The following is an 18,141-nucleotide window of genomic DNA, read 5'->3' on the forward strand; positions in this document are numbered from 1 at the left end:
TAACTTTAGCTAAGAAAGCTAAAGGACATATGTGGATATTTTAAAATTATTGATGGTAGTTATCCTTATTGCGTTAACAGCATTTTTTGTAGCTGTTGAGTTTGCAATTATTAAGGTACGTAGCAGTCGTATTGATCAACTCGTTAGTGAGAAACGACGAGGAGCATTGGCAGCTAAAAAAGTAACGTCGAATTTAGATGAGTATTTATCAGCATGTCAGTTAGGTATTACAATTACTGCTTTAGGGCTTGGGTGGTTAGGAGAGCCCACTATAAAACATATACTCGAGCCGTTGTTTTTAAAACTACACCTATCTCCTGCAATTGCAAGTACAGTTTCATTTATTATTGCCTTTGCAGTGATTACATTTTTACATGTTGTCATTGGTGAACTTGCTCCGAAGACGCTCGCTATACAAAGAGCAGAGCAAGTTAGCTTATTATTATCGAAGCCAATTATTTATTTTTACCGAGTAATGTATCCGTTTATTTGGGCTTTAAATGGTTCAGCAAGGCTTGTAACAGGGCTATTCGGATTACATCCAGCCTCTGAACATGAAGTAGCTCATTCGGAGGAAGAATTGCGATTAATCTTATCCGAGAGTTATGAGAGCGGAGAGATTAATCAAAGGGAATTTAAATATGTAAATAATATTTTTGAATTTGATAATAGAGTCGCAAAGGAAATTATGGTACCTCGTACGGAAGTTGTAGGTTTATATGAGGACGAACCATTTGAAACACATATTAAAATAATCGCACAAGAAAAATATACGAGGTATCCCGTATTTGGTGAAGATAAAGATGAAATTATTGGGATGGTTAATGTAAAGGATTTATTTATTCGTTATATGGATGGTAACCGAGATGAGGAGTGCTCGATTACACCGTATACAAGGCCAGTTATTGAAGTACTAGAAAATATTCCTATACATGATTTGCTATTACAAATGCAAAGAAAACGAATCCCATTAGCTGTACTATATGATGAATATGGTGGTACAGCGGGGATTGTTACATTAGAAGATATTTTAGAAGAAATTGTTGGAGAAATCCGAGATGAATACGATGAAGACGAGCACCCGCCTATAGAGCATATAAGTGAAGGGTGTAAAATCGTAGAGGGAAAAGTGCTTATTAGTGAAGTAAATGATTTATTTGGCATACACTTAATCGCTGATGATGTAGATACAATTGGTGGCTGGATTATGGTACAAAAGCAAATCGTTGCTGAAGGAGATGTTATTGAAAAACACGGCTTTTCTTTTAAAGTTCTCGAAAAGGATATGCATCAAATTAAACGAGTGGAAATAAAGAAGGTAGAAGAATGATTTTCTATAAATTGTTATCCCGCTATTTGTGGGCAGTAAGACCCCTACTTCAAAATTCAGCGAAAGCGAAGAAGTTAGGTGGGGGATCAACAAAACCCTCACTGATTAAAGTTTCACTTTATAAAAGGTATATATAGAAAAATAAATGTTTGCGCTTTCAAAAAAGGTGCTATATAGTGAAGGTGGATACTGAAAAATTCTTCTGAATGATACTCGTTTTTTTTAGAGGCGAATTTTTTAGATAAGGATTTAGAATGAAAAGTATAGGTGATGAAAATGATAGCAACGAAGGATATACGTATAGAGAAAGATTTTTTAGGTGAAAAGGAAGTACCGAGTGTAGCTTATTATGGGGTACAAACATTACGTGCTGTAGAAAACTTCCCGATTACAGGATATCGCATTCATCCGTCACTCATTACGGCAATGGCAATTGTGAAAAAAGCGGCGGCACTTGCAAATATGGATACTGGTTACTTAGCTAAAGACATTGGATATGAAATTGCAGAGGCAGCGCAAGAAATTGTTGATGGGAAATTCCATGATCAATTTATCGTGGATCCAATCCAAGGCGGTGCTGGAACTTCTATTAATATGAATACAAATGAAGTAATTGCTAATCGAGCTTTAGAACGTATGGGATGTGAAAAAGGCGAGTATGTGAAAATTAGCCCAAACACGCATGTGAACATGGCTCAATCAACAAATGATGCGTTTCCAACGGGAATTCATATTGCAACTCTTATGATGTTAGAAGAACTTCTTATTACAATGGAAGAACTTCATGCTGCTTTCCGTGCAAAAGCAAAAGAGTTCGACCACGTCATTAAAATGGGACGTACACATTTACAAGATGCTGTTCCGATTCGTCTTGGACAAGAATTTGAAGCGTATAGCCGAGTGCTTGAACGTGATATAAAAAGAATTAAACAGTCTCGCCAACATTTATATGAAGTGAACATGGGGGCGACAGCTGTTGGTACGGGATTAAATGCAAACCCTACGTACATTGAACAAGTGGTTAAACACTTGCGAACATTTAGCGGATTCCCACTTGTTGGTGCAGAGCATTTAGTTGATGCAACGCAAAACACAGATGCATACACAGAAGTATCTGCGGCATTAAAAGTATGTATGATGAATATGTCTAAAATTGCAAATGATCTTCGTATTATGGCATCTGGTCCACGTGTTGGATTGGCGGAAATTCAATTACCAGCTCGCCAACCAGGTTCATCTATTATGCCAGGTAAAGTAAATCCTGTTATGGCAGAAGTAATTAATCAAGTTGCTTTCCAAGTAATTGGTAATGATCATACAATTTGCTTAGCATCAGAAGCAGGACAATTAGAGTTAAACGTAATGGAGCCTGTACTCGTATTTAATTTAATTCAATCTATTAGTATTATGAATAACGGATTCCGTGTATTCCGTGAATATTGTATTAAAGGAATTACAGCAAATGAAGAATTGCTGAAGCAATATGTAGAGAAAAGTGTTGGAATTATTACAGCAGTTAACCCTCATATTGGTTATGAAGCAGCATCTCGTATTGCACGTGAAGCAATTGAAACAGGAAAATCTGTTAGGGAGCTATGTTTAGAACATGGTGTACTGACAGAAGAAGAATTGGATATTATTCTAGATCCGTTCGAAATGACGCATCCTGAAATTGCTGGAGCTTCTTTATTAAAGAATAAGAAGATGTAATATGAATAAAACACCGATCCATTTGGATCGGTGTTTTATTTTTAAAAGATATTAAATACAGCGTTTAATTGAAGTAAGCTAATAATAGCTAAGAAGATTAAACTGTATTTCATCGCTGTTTTAAATAGGGCAGACTCTTTACCAACTAGTCCAACTGCTGCACAAGCAACGGCTACAGATTGTGGTGAAACCATTTTTGCCATTGTACCACCTACTACGTTTAATGCAACAAGAGTAGAAGGAACGATATTTAATTGATCTGCAGTTACTGCTTGAAGCGGTGCGAATAATGAACCACTTGATACTACTGAACCTGTAATGAATACGCCAATCCATCCTAAGATTGGAGAAAGAACTGGGAATGCATTACCAGTAGAAGAGAATGCCAGTCCAAGTGTAGATGACATACCAGAGTAGTTCTCTACGTAAGCTAAAGCGATAACGCTACAGATTGTATATACTGGAGCTTTTAGTTCTTTCATTGTTTCTACTATTAATTCTTTAACCATTTTACCTTTTACGCGGTAAACGATAAGTGAAACAATAATTGCTAATACGATTGCAGTAGTTGTAGATGAGAATACATCAAACTTGAAAACAGCCGCGAAAGGTGTATCAGCTTTTGTAATTGGTGTAGTTTTCATAACAGCATTATGAAGACCAGGGAACTGAATGTTAAATACTAAGTTTGCTAGTGCGCCATCCGGAGCAAATAAAGCTTTAATTGGTTTTAAATTAAAGATTGTTACGAATGCAGTTAAGAATACGAATGGAGACCAAGCATATAAAATTTGATTGAATGTATGAGGTTCTTGTTCTTCTTGTTTTTCTTCTGTAGAAGAAGATTTTGGTTGCCAAACACGTAAGAATAATGCTAGAGAAACCATACTTACAACGGCTGCGAAAATATTAGTAAGTTCTGCACCTAAGAAGTAAGTCACAAGGAACTGAGTTATAGCGAAAGAAAAACCACTTACAAGAATACCTTGCCAAGTTTCTTTAATACCTTTAATTCCATCAACCATTGAAACAAGTAAGAAAGGTAAAACAATACTAATGAATGGTAAAATAAGAACAGTTTGACGACCGATAGTTAATGCGTCTAGCTCAGTTAATTGTGCTGGTACTGTAACTGGGATACCCATAGCACCCATAGCACCACCAGCGATGTTAGCTACTAAACAAATACCTGCTGCTTTTAATGGATTAAAGCCCATACCCACAAGTAATGCAGCTGTAATAGCAACTGGAACCCCTAAACCAGCTGCGCCTTCTAAGAAAGCACCGAAAGAATAAGCGATTAATAATACTTGTAAACGTTGATCATTTGTAATGCTTGAAATACTATCACGAATGATGTTGAATTGCTCTGTTTTAACAGTTAATTTGTAAAGGAAAATTGCTGCGATAACGATAGTACAAATTGGATAAAATCCAGATAAAACACCGAATCCGGCAGATGCTACAGCTACGGTTGCTGGCATTTTATAAACGAATATAGCAAGAATAATAGCGACAATCACACTGTAAAGACCAGCCATGTAACTTTTCATTTTCAGTCCCATTAAACAAATGATGAAGCAGAAAATTGGAAGTGCTGCGATTAGTGCAGATAACCAAATATTGTTTAATGGGTCATAAATTTGTGTCCAAGTACTCATAATAATGACAACTCCTATCTATTTTATGTGAAGAAATTCACATTATTTGTGAAACAATTCACAATCAACTTACATGCTTAGTATATTCTCCTTCAACACTATTGTCAACGTAAAAAAGTATAATTATTCCATAATAGTATTAAAAGAAATGCTTTGTTCATAAAGTAGACAAAAAGCAAACTCAAATAGATTTGAGTTTGCTTTTTGAAGTTATTTCTATATTGTTTTATTTGTTCGTATATCATTAATCTTATATGTTAGATGACGTCTTTGCATTAAGTATATAGGATGTTGAAATTTGATAGGTGTCACATGCTGGTCTGAGTTGATCTAGTAAGAAAGAGAAACCAAATGCATTTAATAGGAAGTTTTGAATAACAGTCTGAGCAAGTACAATACGAATTAAAACAACAATAAGTCAATTTTTAATATTACATTATCTTTTTTTACTGAAAATTCCTTTTAGCATAACAAAGAGGTTAAATATAACCCAAATACGTTACGATAGGTTATCAATTATAGACGGTATTTTACAATATCGTTACTGTAAGTTGCAGTGAGGTGAAAATATAACAAAAAGCTTGATAAAACAACGTTTGTAAGCAAAGTATTCATAGCCCTTACTTTTGCTTTTTCATTATATCATATAGTATAATATTCAAAATCAGCAAGGAATTTTTCCTGAATTCTTTCCTGATAAAGGTGGAAAAAATTTTCAGCATTATAGGTTGATAAAGTTATGTCGTAACAGGAAATATAAGAACAGATATATAAATAAATAAAAAGAAAATAAAAACGAAAATGAGGGGAACTTTATGAGCCAAAATCAATTCGAATGTCGTATTTCAGAAGAAGATGTACAAATGTTAAGAGCGTTAGCGCATCCGTTACGTTTACGCCTAGTAATGGAACTAATGCAACGTGGAACTTGTAATGTAACACAATTACAGGAAGTGTTAGAAATTCCACAATCAACGGTTTCACAACATTTAACGAAATTAAAACAAAATAAAGTAGTGCGCTTTGAAAGACGAGGACTAGAAGTGTATTATCAAATTCATAATGATAAAGTAAGTGAAGTTGTAAAAACATTATTTTCTTAAAATTTGAATATTATGGAAAAAGACGTGTGGGATATACGTCTTTTTTTATTTGTCAGAAAGGTGATATGAGAGTAAATGTTAGCATGTAAGGAAGAAAAGGTTATCAATTAACATGTTGTTATATGGAATATATTCTAAAGGGAAAAGAAAAGATAGAAAGGAGTGTAGTAAGGAAAAGGAGGAATAGTAGTATGGATGTAAAACGTGTGAAACAAATCTTATCTTCTTCAAGTAGCATTGACGTTACATATGAGGGCGTACCAGTATGGATTGAGAGCTGTGACGAGCAGAGTGGAGTTGCTCAAGTGTATGATGTATCTAATCCTGGAGAAAGCGTTCACGTGAACGTGACGGCTTTAGAGGAGAAGTAATAGAAAAGACGCTTCTAATTTTAGAAGCGTCTTTTTTATTATTCCATCATATGTGCAATTTTCTTAGAGAACATAAGAAGTACTAATCCTAGTACGATTACGATAACACCGATGCTTGCGAATACTTCTAAATATCCTAAAGATTGAGTGAAAGCAGCTAATTGTCCTGCTAAGAAGTTTGCACATCCAGTACCAGCTAACCATACACCCATTAATAAAGAAGCTAATTTAACAGGAGCGATTGCACTAACCATAGATAATCCGATTGGTGATAAGAATAATTCACCGATTGTGTGGAACATGTAAGTGAATACAATGAATAGTAAGTTTGCCTTCATTGTAATGTTACCTTCATCACTACCAGTTTTTAAAACAGCTAAAGTTAGAACTAAGTATCCAATACCTAGTAAAATCATACCTAGTGCCATTTTTGTTGGAATTTTTAAATCACCATTTTTTGTTTTTGAAAGCTTAATCCATAAAGCTGAAACAGGTAATGCTAGTAAGATAATGAATAGTGGGTTTACAGATTGGAACCAAGGTGTTGGAATTGTAAATCCACCAATTGTACGATCTACGAACTTATCTGTGTAAAGTGTTAAAGAACTACCAGCTTGTTCAAAGCCTGCCCAGAAGAATACAACGAAACAAGTTAAAATTAAAATTGCAGCTGTACGTTTTTTCTCTTGTGATGTTAAAGGTTTTTTCTCAATTACTTTTGCAGTTTTTTCTTTAGACTTTTTACCTACAACAGTTGTACCAATTGTTCCTAAGTAACGAGGTGCTAAGAAATTAAAAGCAACCTGTCCAATGATCATACCGATACAAGCTGTTAAGAATCCATATTTGTAATCTGTGAAGTAACCGCAAATGAATGGAGCGATAAGAGCTCCTAAGTTAATTCCCATGTAGAAGATAGTGAAAGCACTATCACGACGAGAATCGTTGTCGCTATATAATTGACCTAGTAAAGTCGAAATATTTGGTTTGAAGAATCCGTTACCAATAACTAATAATCCTAATCCTAAAAATAGTCCAGTTTTCGTATTCATTGAAAATAGTACAAAGTTACCAATTGCCATGATGATACCACCAATAGTAATGGCGTGTCGCTTCGTAATGAAATGGTCAGTTAACCAACCACCAATAATCGGAGTGAAGTATACTAACATTGTGAAAATACCGTATATTTGTACAGCAACTGCTTTATCAAATCCTAAACCGCCGCTTACTAAGCTCGTTGTTAAATAAAGAACTAATAAGCCACGCATTCCGTAATAACTAAATCTTTCCCATGCCTCTGTAAAGAACAACAAATATAATCCTGGTGGATGTTTTTTTGGTGATTGTTGCTCTCCAGCTTTGTCTAATTTTAAAGCTGCATCCATGTTTGTTTCCCCCTAATCCTGTATAACGGATATTTATGTAATTATTTTAATTCACAAAATATTTAGAAGTCAATAGAATTATATGGAAATAGAAAGAAAATTTCTAAAAAAATCTATTTCTCTTCAACCGTTACTGTATTTTTCCCTGAAAACTAGATAATAAGCGTTTTCAAATGTAATAATTGAATTCTAAAAGAATATAAAATAGTGATTAATCAGAAAATTTAGATTAAAATATTTATTCTGATATAGAGAAAATATATTCTATTTACTTTTATAATATAACATATTGGGAATAAAAATACAAAATGAAATAATGTGACATTTAAGTGAATCAAAAAATAACCAGCTCCATAGAAGGGAGCTGGTTAGGGAAATATTATTTAACAAAGCGTTTTTCGATATCATCTAATAGTAGGTTAGCAGCCATTACACCACCGGCTGTATTCCAAATAACGTCGTCAACTTTGTATGCTTTACCGTTTTTCACTGCATTTAAATTTTTAAATAGAGGATCATTGATATATTCTTTTTCTAATTCAGAACCTTTTTTCTCGTTTCCTTTATCGAATGTGAAGTAGAATAATACATCGCCGTCCATTGCTGAAATACGTTCTTTAGATACGTTACGCTCTGCAAAGTCATCTTTATTTTGATCTCCAGGACGTTTAAATCCAAGTTCTTTTAAAATAACACCAGAGAATGTATCACCGTGATAAATACGAACATCACCAGGCATAAAGCGAACCATAGAGATTTCTTGATTTACTTTATCGCCTAGTTTAGTTTTTAAATCTTTCATACGTTTATCGTAATCAGCTAAAACCTTTTGACCTTCTTTTTCTTTATTTAATGCTTTTGCATAAAATTTGAAGTTATCTTTCCATTCACCACGTAGCGTTTCCGAGAACACAGTAGGTGCAATTGCCTTTAGTTGCTCGTACACTTTTTCGTGACGCATTTTGTTACCGATAATTAAGTCTGGTTTTAAGGAAGCGATTGTTTCCACGTTCACTTGCCCTTCATCACCAACAACCTTTACATCTTTCATTTTATCTTTAATATGTGGATACCATGGATCACCAGTCCAAGATTTCACAGCCCCAACTGGTTTTACACCTAACTCGAGTAAAGCTTCAGTGCCTTCATTTGTTAAAATAACTACACGTTTTGGACTAGCGGGAACTTCTGTTTTACCCATTGCATGTTCTACAGTAATCATTTCTTTTTTCGTATCTTCTTTTGATTCTTCTTTCGTATTTGATTTTCCACAAGCACTTAAAAGTAGTGAAAAGGCTAGTAAAAATACAAATACTGTAAACGATTTCTTTTGCACGAATTTCATTATGTACCCCCTACATACTGAGAAGTTTTTTCAATAGCAAGCATGATATTAAGCTTTTATCTTTTGATTGTCAATACATATCAATGAAAATAGTTCTCATTATCGTTGACAATGAGAATTAAGTTGAAATACACTTACAACGTATCATTATACATTGAAGGGGAAACGCTGCATGTTATTAAAAACAAATCAAGCAAAATGGATTGGGTTATTTGTTGGAATCATTGCAGTCATTATTTGTATTTGGGGAAGTATTATTTTCGGATATACAAATACGAGTTGGAAATTAGCGTTAGATGCTTTTTTCCATTTTAATGGTTCCAATGAACATATTATTATTCAAAATGTGCGTCTACCAAGGGCACTAATTGCAGCTAGTGTTGGTGCTAGTTTAGCCATTGCTGGTTGTCTTATGCAAACTTTAACGAAGAATCCACTTGCTTCTCCAGATTTTATTGGATTAAATTCAGGCGCTGCGTTTTTCATAGTTGTAGCAATTGTGGTTTTTTCTGTTACATCATTGTCAGCTTTTACTTGGATTGCCTTTTTAGGGGCAGCAGTTGCTGCAATCCTTGTATTCGCTTCTAGTTCTTTAGGAAAAGAAGGGACGACGCCTCTTAAGTTAACATTAGCAGGGGTCGCAATTAGTGCGTTATTTTCATCATTAACACAAGGATTACTTGTGTTAAATGAAAAAGCGCTTGAAGAAGTACTGTTTTGGCTTGCCGGATCTGTGCAAGGAAGAAAGTTAGAAATTTTACAATCTGTATTCCCATATTTATTAGTAGGCTGGATCGCATCGCTTATGATGGCAGGGAAAGTAAATACATTGATGATGGGGGAAGACGTCGCGAAGGGGCTTGGACAACGAACAATTTTAATGAAATCATTCGTGTTACTTATTATTGTCCTGTTGTCTGGTGGTTCAGTTGCAGTCGCTGGTCCGATTGGATTTATCGGAATCATTATCCCACATTTCGCCAGATTTCTTATTGGAGTAGATCACAGATGGAGAGTACCGTATAGCGGCTTGTTAGGTGCAATACTACTAATCTTGGCTGATATAGCAGCGAGATATGTCATTATGCCACAAGAAGTACCAGTAGGGGTTATGACAGCATTTATCGGGGCACCATTCTTTATTTATATTGCACGTAAGAGAGGGCTTAGCAAATGAAGAAGTATATTCCGTTTCGTATAGGAAAAGGCGGGCTCTCGTTTTTAATGTATAAACGAGCGTGTCTCGTCTTATTCAGTTTACTAGTTGTTTTAATAGGATTATTTTTTGCGAGTGCAGGTATGGGAGACATGAAAATTGCTCCTTATGATGTATGGCAAGCAATCACTGGAAATGGCGATGCGATGTCTAATATGGTTGTAAATAAGTTTCGTATGCCGCGTATTTTAATTGCCATCCTTGTAGGAATCGCACTTGCAGTAGCAGGATGTATTTTACAGGGGCTCGTTCGAAATCCACTGGCTTCTCCTGATATCATTGGGATTACAGGTGGTGCAAGTGTTGCAGTTGTATTATTTTTAGCTATATTTAGTGATAAAAATAATGCGCTAACTGTAAGCATTCATTATATGCCGTTAGCAGCCTTCGCTGGGGCAACGATTGTAGCGCTTTTTGTATATTTATTTGCATGGAGAAATGACGGATTATCACCGATTAGTCTTGTTTTAATTGGTGTTGGTTTTTGGGCATTAACGAAAGCGGCAACGACTTTGTTTATGCTGTTAGCGCCAATTTATCAAGCGAGTCAAGCGAATGTATGGATTACAGGTACTGTTTACGGTTCTTCATGGCAAAACGTTATGGTGCTTGCGCCGTGGGTTCTCATTTTAACGGTAATATCATTTATAGCTGCTAGGCATTTAAATGCGCAAGAGCTAGGGGATGATATTGCGGTAGGACTCGGTGTTCCTTTAACGAAGTCACGCGTATTCATGTTATTACTGAGTACAGCTTTAATTGGTGGCGCAGTTGCCTTCGCCGGAGGAATTGGGTTTGTCGGTTTAATGGCACCTCATATTTCACGAAGACTAGTTGGTTCTTTATACGGTGCATTACTCCCAGTTGCGGCTATTGTTGGTGCAATTTTAGTACTTGCTGCAGATTTAATCGGGCGTACAGTTTTCACACCACTTGAAATTCCAGCAGGGGTATTTACATCAGCAATTGGTGCACCTTATTTTATTTATTTACTTTATAAAAGTCGGAATTCATAAAGGGAGATGAATATGCAAAAAGCATTGGAGACGAAACGTTTGACGCTGTCTTATGGTGAAGCAATTATTATTGATGAGTTGAATTTAGAAATTCCAAAAGGCGAAATTACAATCTTTATCGGTTCTAACGGTTGTGGAAAATCAACTTTATTACGTTCACTAGCTAGATTATTAAAGCCAACAACTGGTGACATTTTGCTAGATAATCAAGCCATTCAAAGTATGCAAACGAAGCAAATCGCTCGTCAAATGGCAATTTTACCGCAAGGACCGCAAGCTCCAGAAGGGCTTACAGTATTGCAACTTGTAAAGCAAGGGCGTTATCCATATCAAACGTGGCTGAAGCAATGGTCAGAAAAAGATGAGGAAATGGTACAAAAAGCACTCGCAGCAACAGGTATGACAGAATTTGCTGAGCGTGATGTGCATGCTCTTTCAGGTGGACAACGTCAACGTGCTTGGATTGCAATGACGCTTGCACAAGATACAGATATTATTTTACTGGATGAGCCAACTACATATTTAGATATGACTCACCAAATTGAAGTGCTAGATTTATTGTTCGAATTAAATGAAACAGAACAAAGAACAATTGTTATGGTATTACACGATTTAAATTTAGCATGCCGCTATGCAGACAATATTGTAGCCATTCAAGATAAACAAATATATGCACAAGGTAAGCCGGAAGAAGTAGTAGATGAGAAGCTAGTACGTGATGTATTCCGAATGGAGTGTCAAATCAGTACGGATCCATTGTTTGGGACGCCACTTTGTATTCCGCATGGAAAAGGAAGACGTGTACGTAAAGAGGTTGCTCAGGCAATGAGTTAATGAAAAAAGACGATGAGGATTCATCGTCTTTTTTATTTTCTACAAGAAAATAAGAGGAAGAGGGGAATTCGTAAACGTCGTTCATATTCTTCTTCGCTCTGAAAATAAGTTTGATTTGGTGTAGCTTCTTTTATATTTGTAATCGTAAATCCAGCTTGTTGTAATAATGTAAAATATTCTTCCGTTGTACGATGATATTTAATAACTTCTTGATCAATCCAAGGTTCAACGCGTTTTCCCATTTTAAAATAATCATCGACGAGCCAGCTTGTTCTTTCTCCGCTCGTTTGCAAGCTTTCAAATGAAGAAGTAATAACAGGGTGTTGAACACTAAAAGTAAAGGTTCCATTTGTTTTTAAAGCTTCGTACACATTTTGAAAAATGATAGGAAGATGTTCAATATAATGTAAGGCGAGTCTAGATGTTACTAAATCAAAAGTAGCGGGAGGGTATGTGTAGTCTTTGAGGTTTAAAAAATGGACGGTCCCATTTTTATTTTCTAGTTGTTTTTTAGCTTTTTCATACATAAGTTCGGAGCCTTCAATACCAGTGTAAGAGTGGCAGTCTTTTTCTAATAATTCCTCGCCGAATTTAGCATCACCGCAGCCTAGATCGAGGATTTGCTTTCCTTTCACATCACCAATGAGTTGAAAGAAGGCTGGTTTTTCAAGTGACTCATTTGGGCTATTTTCTCGGTATCTTCGTTTCATATATTGTTCAAAAAATGCTTCGTGATTATATACATCAGATTCAGTAAATGCCATGATTGAAGCCCCCTTAAATATTTTTTTTATTCTACCAAATATGAAAAGTAAATGATAGATTTCTTGTAATGAATCATTTATAATCTAGAATTGTAAGCGGTTACTTTAAACTATTTTTCTATAATAAATTCTGAAAACGTGTTAAGCTAGTAGAGGGATTATTAGAACTATTAAGACAATAATTCGCTTACATGAACGATGGGAGGCTTCACAATGTCTAGTAAAACACTTGCGAAATTTTTAGAAGAAAATTTAGAGGATTTAAAATCAAAGGGGCTTTATAACGTAATTGATCCGCTTGAGAGTTCAAATGGACCGATCATTACAATTGGCGGAAAAGAATATATTAACTTATCTTCAAACAACTATCTTGGATTAGCAACAGATAGCCGTTTGCAAGAAGCAGCAATTGGTGCAATTCATAAGTACGGCGTTGGAGCAGGAGCTGTTCGTACAATTAACGGTACTTTAGATTTGCATATTAAATTAGAAGAGACAATTGCAAAGTTTAAACATACAGAAGCAGCAATTGCTTACCAATCAGGATTTAACTGTAATATGGCAGCGATTTCAGCCGTTATGGATAAAAATGATGCGATTCTTTCAGACGAATTAAACCATGCTTCTATTATTGATGGTAGTCGTTTATCAAAAGCAAAAATTATTGTTTATAAACATTCTGATATGGAAGATTTACGCCAAAAAGCAATCGCGGCGAAAGAATCAGGTCTTTACAATAAATTAATGGTAATTACAGATGGTGTCTTCTCAATGGATGGAGATGTTGCAAAATTACCAGAGATTGTTGAGATTGCAGAAGAATTAGATTTAATGACATATGTAGACGATGCACACGGTTCAGGTGTACTTGGAAAAGGTGCAGGAACTGTAAAGCATTTCGGTCTATCTGATAAAGTTGATTTCCAAATTGGTACATTATCAAAAGCAATTGGGGTAATTGGTGGATATGTAGCAGGGAAACAAAACTTAATTGACTGGTTAAAAGTTCGTTCACGTCCATTCTTATTCTCTACAGCATTAACACCAGCTGATGCAGCTGCATGTATGCGATCAATTGAAATTTTAATGGAAAGCACAGAGTTACATGATCGTTTATGGGAAAATGGCCGCTATTTAAAACAAGGGTTAAAAGAACTTGGCTTTAACATTGGAGAAAGTGAAACGCCAATTACACCTTGTATTATTGGTGACGAAGTATTAACACAAGAATTTAGTAAACGTCTAAATGAAGAAGGCGTATATGCAAAATCTATCGTGTTCCCAACTGTAGCTAAAGGAACAGGACGCGTTCGTAATATGCCTACAGCAGCTCATACGAAAGAAATGTTAGATGAAGCAATTCGTAAGTATGAAAAAGTAGGGAAAGAAATGGGCATCATTTAAGTAACGACATCTTTTGAATAGCTTGCAAATGAGGAGTGGGGAAAATGAAAAAAATTCTAGTAACCGGTTCTTTAGGGCAAATTGGTTCTGAACTAGTAATGAAACTTCGTGATGTATACGGTGCATCAAATGTTATTGCAACAGATATTCGTGAAACAGATAGTGAAGTAGTAACGTCTGGTCCATTTGAAACGTTAGATGTAACAGATGGACAAAAACTACATGATATCGCAAAGCGTAATGAAGTAGATACAATTATTCATTTAGCAGCTTTACTTTCAGCAACAGCAGAAAAAAATCCGTTATTTGCTTGGAATTTAAATATGGGCGGACTTGTAAATGCGTTAGAAGCAGCTCGTGAATTAAACTGTAAGTTTTTCACGCCAAGTTCTATCGGTGCATTTGGTCCATCAACGCCGAAAGATAATACGCCACAAGATACAATTCAACGTCCTACTACGATGTATGGGGTAAACAAAGTAGCAGGAGAATTACTATGTGATTATTATCATCAAAAGTTTGGCGTTGATACGCGCGGTGTACGTTTCCCTGGTTTAATTTCTTATGTAGCTCCTCCAGGAGGCGGAACAACTGATTATGCAGTTGAAATTTATTATGAGGCGATTAAAAAAGGCACATACACCTCATACATTGCAGAAGGAACATACATGGATATGATGTACATGCCAGATGCTTTACAAGCGATCATTTCATTAATGGAAGCTGATCCAAGTAAACTTGTGCATAGAAACGCATTTAATATTACAGCGATGAGCTTTGAGCCAGAGCAAATCGCAGCATCCATTCGTAAACACATCCCGACGTTTACAATGGATTACGCTGTAGATCCTGCTCGTCAAACAATCGCTGATAGCTGGCCGAACTCTATTGATGCAACAGCAGCAATGAACGAGTGGGGCTTTAAAGCAGAATACGATTTAGACAAAATGACAACGGACATGTTGGCTAAGTTAAAAAAAAAGTTCACAGCTGAGTTAGTGATGAATTAACAGGAAGGGTCGATTCTTAGGAATCGACCCTTTTATTTGTATTTTAGGAATATACAAATAATTACAAGTGTGATAGAATGAGTTAATTTGTGAATAAAGGGGAGAGATACAATGGAGAAATGGGAGTTAGCAAAGGAAATTTACAATACGTCACGTTTAACGGGAACATTTAAGCTTCGATCAGGGCAAGTATCAAATCAATACTTTGATAAGTACTTATTTGAATCTAATCCAGTACTGTTATTAGAAATTGCTAAACAATTGAAAGAGCTCATTCCTCCTGAGACAGAAGTACTCGCAGGTTTAGAAATGGGAGGAATTCCAGTAGCAACAGCATTATCTTTACAAACAGGTATACCTGTTGTATTTGTAAGAAAAGAAGCGAAGAAGTACGGTACATGTAAGTTAGCAGAAGGCGTTAATATTGCTGGGAAAAATGTTTGTGTTGTTGAGGATGTTATTACGACAGGTGGTCAAATATTATTAAGCACGAAAGATTTAAGAGAACTAGGTGCGAAAGTACATCATGTTCTAGGTGTAATTGAACGAACGAAAGAGGGAAAAGACAACTTATTAGAAGATGGCTTACAACTACATTCTTTATTTACAATGGATGAGTTAATTGAAGGAGAAAAGCAACATGCAAAGAGTTGACGTCGTATATGCACTAATACATGATGAAGAAACAGATAAAATATTAATGGTACATAATATAGAACAAAACGTTTGGTCACTGCCGGGTGGGGCTGTTGAAAAAGGTGAAATATTAGAGGAAGCACTAATAAGAGAAGTAAAAGAAGAGACAGGTTTAACTGCTGTGGCAGGTGGACTTGTTGCGATCAATGAAAAATTCTTTGAAGCATCAGGGAATCATGCGATACTATTTACATTCCGAGCAAATGTAGTAAAGGGTGAACTGATTGCGGAAGATGAAGAAGAAATTTCTGCAATAGAGTGGGTGGACCGAGCAATTGCAAATGAACGATTCCCATTCTACGATGGCGGATTCGAGGCATTATTAGAAGTAGCTATTCCATACAAGTTTCAACCAGAAACAAAGTGATTGAGTAGAAAAAAACAGGAGCGACAACGCTCCTGTTTTTCTATTCAATCGTCTTCAGTAATAACTTTTTCAATAGTGGTTTAATCTTCAGACGTAAATCTTCAGCATGATTTGCAACTAAGAAGTGATGGTTATAAATGTTCTTCATTAATTGATAAGTTGCTTCTTTTGCTTCGCCTTCTTCGATGAAGATTCCGATTACTTCCATACCACTTTTACGAGCAAGTTTGACAGCTTCATGCGTATCTAAAATACCGTCTTGTTGATAGTCTAGCGCAGAAGGCTCACCGTCTGTAAAGACAAGTAAGAATTTATGTTTTTCTGTTCTTTTTGCAAGTTTTTCAGAAACGATACGAATAATATATCCGTCGCGGTTATCTTCTTCTTCGCGAAGCTGCATAATTTCTGGACCGACGTTTGGTAACGTTGAGTTTTTATACGTTACAACTTCATGGATAACGTTTGGCTTATCCTCAGGCTTAGCACTAGAAGCATCTTCCCAAAATCCACTAATGGCGTGCGGGATTTTTAAAGATTTCAATGCTTCATGGAATAGGACCACACTCTTTTTCGTTTCTTCCATTTTGTTATACATAGAACCAGAGCAGTCCACTAGTAGTTGGAATGCAACGTCAAGTTCTTGTGATTCTTGTCCTTTTTTATAAAACATGCGCGGCTGCTTTTCAGTATAAATACGAAGGAATTTCTTACGAAGTCTTCCGTAATATTTATCACTATTTGCATTCGTTTTATTTTCAATCGTTTTTTCGATAATTTTCTTTAATTCTTTTACATCTTTATTAACGACTGATTTGATAGCTTGGTAATCCTTTTTTTCATCAGGATTTGATTTGCGAGCTTCTTTAAATATATGAGAAGCACCAACGTTATACTTACCGTATGCACCCTCGTTTTGGCTAGAAGCGTGTGAAGCTCTTGCTTCTTCTGTATCAGCGCCATCAAAGTTGGATTGTGTACTCTTTTGAGAAGTACCTTGTACAGAACCAAGTGCTTGGTCGCCATCTTCTGATTCACGAGCAGTATCGCCCATCATGTTTGTTTTTGTTCCACTTTCTAATTCAAAGCGTAAAAAATTCTCGTTTTCGTTATTTTTATTTTCACGATGCCATGTGGAGAAACTTTCATCCATTTTGTTTTTATTTTCATCGTCATCTATGAGCTGCGTATCATCATTTGCTAAATCTTCGACGCGACAGTTCTTTTCGTCTGCAATGACAGATAAATAAAGCGGAGCATGTCCGAAATAATTATTAAGCATATCACTTTCAAGAAGTCCTTCTAAACGATAGCGAATTTTTTCAACGATATACATAATGTCTTCTGTATTACGAGCTTGGAATGTTTCATGCAAAATTGCTTCAATTTGCTCGAAATATTCATTATTAAACATTTCATATTTATCGCTCGTTAATGAAAGATAGCAGAGACAAAATAGACGATCACCGTGATAGTTACGAACACGATTGATTTCATTTTGTGAACCAAAGTAATTGCGATACATTTCTTTTCTTCTTTTAAAAACATGCTTTGTGCCAGGGCGTAAGTCTTTTACGATTTCCTCAACACGTAAATCTTCTAATAGAACAAATAATTGTGTTAAAAACTTTTTTAAGGGTGATTCTTGTAATTCAATCGCATAAGAACGAATTAAAGTCATGTCCGAGTAATGTTTATTACCAAGTGCTTTTAAAAACACTTCGCTTTTTAATCCGATTACTGTATCCTCTTCTTTTCGATCATCCCAAAAGTGACTAATGACAACCTTTTTTTCAATTTCGTCGTAGTATGCTTTATAGCCATACTCAAGGTAGGCATCGTCTTCTTTTAGAAGAGCATACATTAAGTTTTCCATTTGTAGAAACAGCGACGCATCAATTTTTTTGTCACTAAAAATTTGTCTCATGA

General features: G+C 35.6%; 16 protein-coding genes. 11 read left to right on the top strand and 5 right to left on the bottom strand.

The window, feature by feature from the left end:
• Positions 1 to 31: 31 nt before the first annotated feature.
• Entirely contained in the window at positions 32 to 1,330 is a 1,299-nt protein-coding gene (locus ABH961_RS17290) for a hemolysin family protein (protein WP_098076903.1), read from the top strand.
• 276 nt (positions 1,331 to 1,606) lie between these two features.
• Positions 1,607 to 3,040: an aspartate ammonia-lyase gene (gene aspA / locus ABH961_RS17295; RefSeq protein WP_048541670.1), complete on the top strand. Its 1,434-nt coding sequence runs from the start codon at positions 1,607 to 1,609 to the stop codon at positions 3,038 to 3,040.
• 41 nt (positions 3,041 to 3,081) lie between these two features.
• Here the strand turns inward: aspA and ABH961_RS17300 are convergent, their stop codons facing one another.
• Positions 3,082 to 4,701 carry an L-lactate permease gene (locus ABH961_RS17300; protein ID WP_098048151.1) on the bottom strand — a complete coding sequence of 540 codons (1,620 nt, stop codon included), beginning with the start codon at positions 4,699 to 4,701 and terminating at the stop codon, positions 3,082 to 3,084.
• 815 nt (positions 4,702 to 5,516) lie between these two features.
• Here ABH961_RS17300 and ABH961_RS17305 point away from each other — a divergent pair.
• On the top strand, positions 5,517 to 5,804 hold the full coding sequence (locus tag ABH961_RS17305) for an ArsR/SmtB family transcription factor (RefSeq protein ID WP_000081429.1): 288 nt from the start codon (positions 5,517 to 5,519) through the stop codon (positions 5,802 to 5,804).
• 191 nt (positions 5,805 to 5,995) lie between these two features.
• The gene (locus tag ABH961_RS17310) at positions 5,996 to 6,175 is read left to right on the top strand and encodes an acid-soluble spore protein H (RefSeq protein ID WP_000382688.1); all 180 of its coding nucleotides are present in this window, start codon (positions 5,996 to 5,998) and stop codon (positions 6,173 to 6,175) included.
• A 38-nt stretch (positions 6,176 to 6,213) separates the two neighbouring features.
• Here the strand turns inward: ABH961_RS17310 and ABH961_RS17315 are convergent, their stop codons facing one another.
• Together ABH961_RS17315 and ABH961_RS17320 are read right to left on the bottom strand one after the other, a co-directional pair.
• Positions 6,214 to 7,563, bottom strand: coding sequence for a peptide MFS transporter (locus tag ABH961_RS17315; protein ID WP_000338304.1), 1,350 nt, complete (start codon positions 7,561 to 7,563; stop codon positions 6,214 to 6,216).
• 379 nt (positions 7,564 to 7,942) lie between these two features.
• Positions 7,943 to 8,908 (bottom strand): ABC transporter substrate-binding protein, encoded by a 966-nt coding sequence (locus tag ABH961_RS17320; RefSeq protein WP_000673897.1) that lies wholly within the window; start codon positions 8,906 to 8,908, stop codon positions 7,943 to 7,945.
• A gap of 172 nt (positions 8,909 to 9,080) precedes the next feature.
• On the opposite strand from ABH961_RS17320, the gene ABH961_RS17325 reads away from it, so the two are divergent.
• The 3 genes from ABH961_RS17325 to ABH961_RS17335 are packed head-to-tail and all read left to right on the top strand — an operon-like array spanning position 9,081 to position 11,974.
• Positions 9,081 to 10,085: a FecCD family ABC transporter permease gene (locus ABH961_RS17325; RefSeq protein ID WP_048541677.1), complete on the top strand. Its 1,005-nt coding sequence runs from the start codon at positions 9,081 to 9,083 to the stop codon at positions 10,083 to 10,085.
• A complete protein-coding gene (locus tag ABH961_RS17330; RefSeq protein ID WP_000760065.1) occupies positions 10,082 to 11,140 on the top strand; it encodes a FecCD family ABC transporter permease in 1,059 nt (352 codons plus the stop codon). The genes ABH961_RS17325 and ABH961_RS17330 overlap by 4 nt, the downstream gene beginning before the upstream one ends.
• A 12-nt stretch (positions 11,141 to 11,152) precedes the next feature.
• Entirely contained in the window at positions 11,153 to 11,974 is an 822-nt protein-coding gene (locus ABH961_RS17335) for an ABC transporter ATP-binding protein (RefSeq protein ID WP_001167944.1), read from the top strand.
• A gap of 32 nt (positions 11,975 to 12,006) precedes the next feature.
• On the opposite strand, the gene ABH961_RS17340 is transcribed toward ABH961_RS17335, so the two are convergent.
• Positions 12,007 to 12,738, bottom strand: a complete 732-nt coding sequence (locus ABH961_RS17340; protein WP_098643050.1) for a class I SAM-dependent DNA methyltransferase — start codon at positions 12,736 to 12,738, stop codon at positions 12,007 to 12,009.
• Between the two features lie 213 nt (positions 12,739 to 12,951).
• On the opposite strand from ABH961_RS17340, the gene ABH961_RS17345 reads away from it, so the two are divergent.
• From ABH961_RS17345 to ABH961_RS17360, 4 genes are all read left to right on the top strand, one after another.
• The gene (locus ABH961_RS17345) at positions 12,952 to 14,142 is read left to right on the top strand and encodes a glycine C-acetyltransferase (RefSeq protein WP_000095906.1); all 1,191 of its coding nucleotides are present in this window, start codon (positions 12,952 to 12,954) and stop codon (positions 14,140 to 14,142) included.
• Positions 14,143 to 14,186: 44 nt separating this feature from the next.
• Positions 14,187 to 15,152, top strand: coding sequence for an L-threonine 3-dehydrogenase (locus ABH961_RS17350; RefSeq protein ID WP_000723143.1), 966 nt, complete (start codon positions 14,187 to 14,189; stop codon positions 15,150 to 15,152).
• Positions 15,153 to 15,263: 111 nt separating this feature from the next.
• On the top strand, positions 15,264 to 15,806 hold the full coding sequence (pyrE, locus tag ABH961_RS17355; RefSeq protein ID WP_098643051.1) for an orotate phosphoribosyltransferase: 543 nt from the start codon (positions 15,264 to 15,266) through the stop codon (positions 15,804 to 15,806).
• A complete protein-coding gene (locus ABH961_RS17360) occupies positions 15,793 to 16,215 on the top strand; it encodes an NUDIX hydrolase (RefSeq protein ID WP_048541686.1) in 423 nt (140 codons plus the stop codon). The genes pyrE and ABH961_RS17360 overlap by 14 nt, the downstream gene beginning before the upstream one ends.
• 40 nt (positions 16,216 to 16,255) lie before the next feature.
• Here the strand turns inward: ABH961_RS17360 and ABH961_RS17365 are convergent, their stop codons facing one another.
• Positions 16,256 to 18,139: a vWA domain-containing protein gene (locus ABH961_RS17365; protein ID WP_048541687.1), complete on the bottom strand. Its 1,884-nt coding sequence runs from the start codon at positions 18,137 to 18,139 to the stop codon at positions 16,256 to 16,258.
• Positions 18,140 to 18,141: the final 2 nt, after the last annotated feature.

Origin of the sequence: Bacillus sp. RC251 (assembly GCF_044908765.1) — a bacterium.
GTDB classification, from domain to species: Bacteria; Bacillota; Bacilli; order Bacillales; family Bacillaceae_G; genus Bacillus_A; species Bacillus_A wiedmannii.

Excerpts from the sequence above, each read along its gene's own strand:
- aspA (WP_048541670.1), top strand. The coding sequence starts at position 1,607 with ATGATAGCAACGAAGGATATACGTATAGAGAAAGATTTTTTAGGTGAA.
- ABH961_RS17300 (WP_098048151.1), bottom strand. The coding sequence starts at position 4,701 with ATGAGTACTTGGACACAAATTTATGACCCATTAAACAATATTTGGTTA.
- ABH961_RS17305 (WP_000081429.1), top strand. The coding sequence starts at position 5,517 with ATGAGCCAAAATCAATTCGAATGTCGTATTTCAGAAGAAGATGTACAA.
- ABH961_RS17310 (WP_000382688.1), top strand. The coding sequence starts at position 5,996 with ATGGATGTAAAACGTGTGAAACAAATCTTATCTTCTTCAAGTAGCATT.
- ABH961_RS17315 (WP_000338304.1), bottom strand. The coding sequence starts at position 7,563 with ATGGATGCAGCTTTAAAATTAGACAAAGCTGGAGAGCAACAATCACCA.
- ABH961_RS17320 (WP_000673897.1), bottom strand. The coding sequence starts at position 8,908 with ATGAAATTCGTGCAAAAGAAATCGTTTACAGTATTTGTATTTTTACTA.
- ABH961_RS17325 (WP_048541677.1), top strand. The coding sequence starts at position 9,081 with ATGTTATTAAAAACAAATCAAGCAAAATGGATTGGGTTATTTGTTGGA.
- ABH961_RS17330 (WP_000760065.1), top strand. The coding sequence starts at position 10,082 with ATGAAGAAGTATATTCCGTTTCGTATAGGAAAAGGCGGGCTCTCGTTT.
- ABH961_RS17335 (WP_001167944.1), top strand. The coding sequence starts at position 11,153 with ATGCAAAAAGCATTGGAGACGAAACGTTTGACGCTGTCTTATGGTGAA.
- ABH961_RS17340 (WP_098643050.1), bottom strand. The coding sequence starts at position 12,738 with ATGGCATTTACTGAATCTGATGTATATAATCACGAAGCATTTTTTGAA.
- ABH961_RS17345 (WP_000095906.1), top strand. The coding sequence starts at position 12,952 with ATGTCTAGTAAAACACTTGCGAAATTTTTAGAAGAAAATTTAGAGGAT.
- ABH961_RS17350 (WP_000723143.1), top strand. The coding sequence starts at position 14,187 with ATGAAAAAAATTCTAGTAACCGGTTCTTTAGGGCAAATTGGTTCTGAA.
- pyrE (WP_098643051.1), top strand. The coding sequence starts at position 15,264 with ATGGAGAAATGGGAGTTAGCAAAGGAAATTTACAATACGTCACGTTTA.
- ABH961_RS17360 (WP_048541686.1), top strand. The coding sequence starts at position 15,793 with ATGCAAAGAGTTGACGTCGTATATGCACTAATACATGATGAAGAAACA.
- ABH961_RS17365 (WP_048541687.1), bottom strand. The coding sequence starts at position 18,139 with ATGAGACAAATTTTTAGTGACAAAAAAATTGATGCGTCGCTGTTTCTA.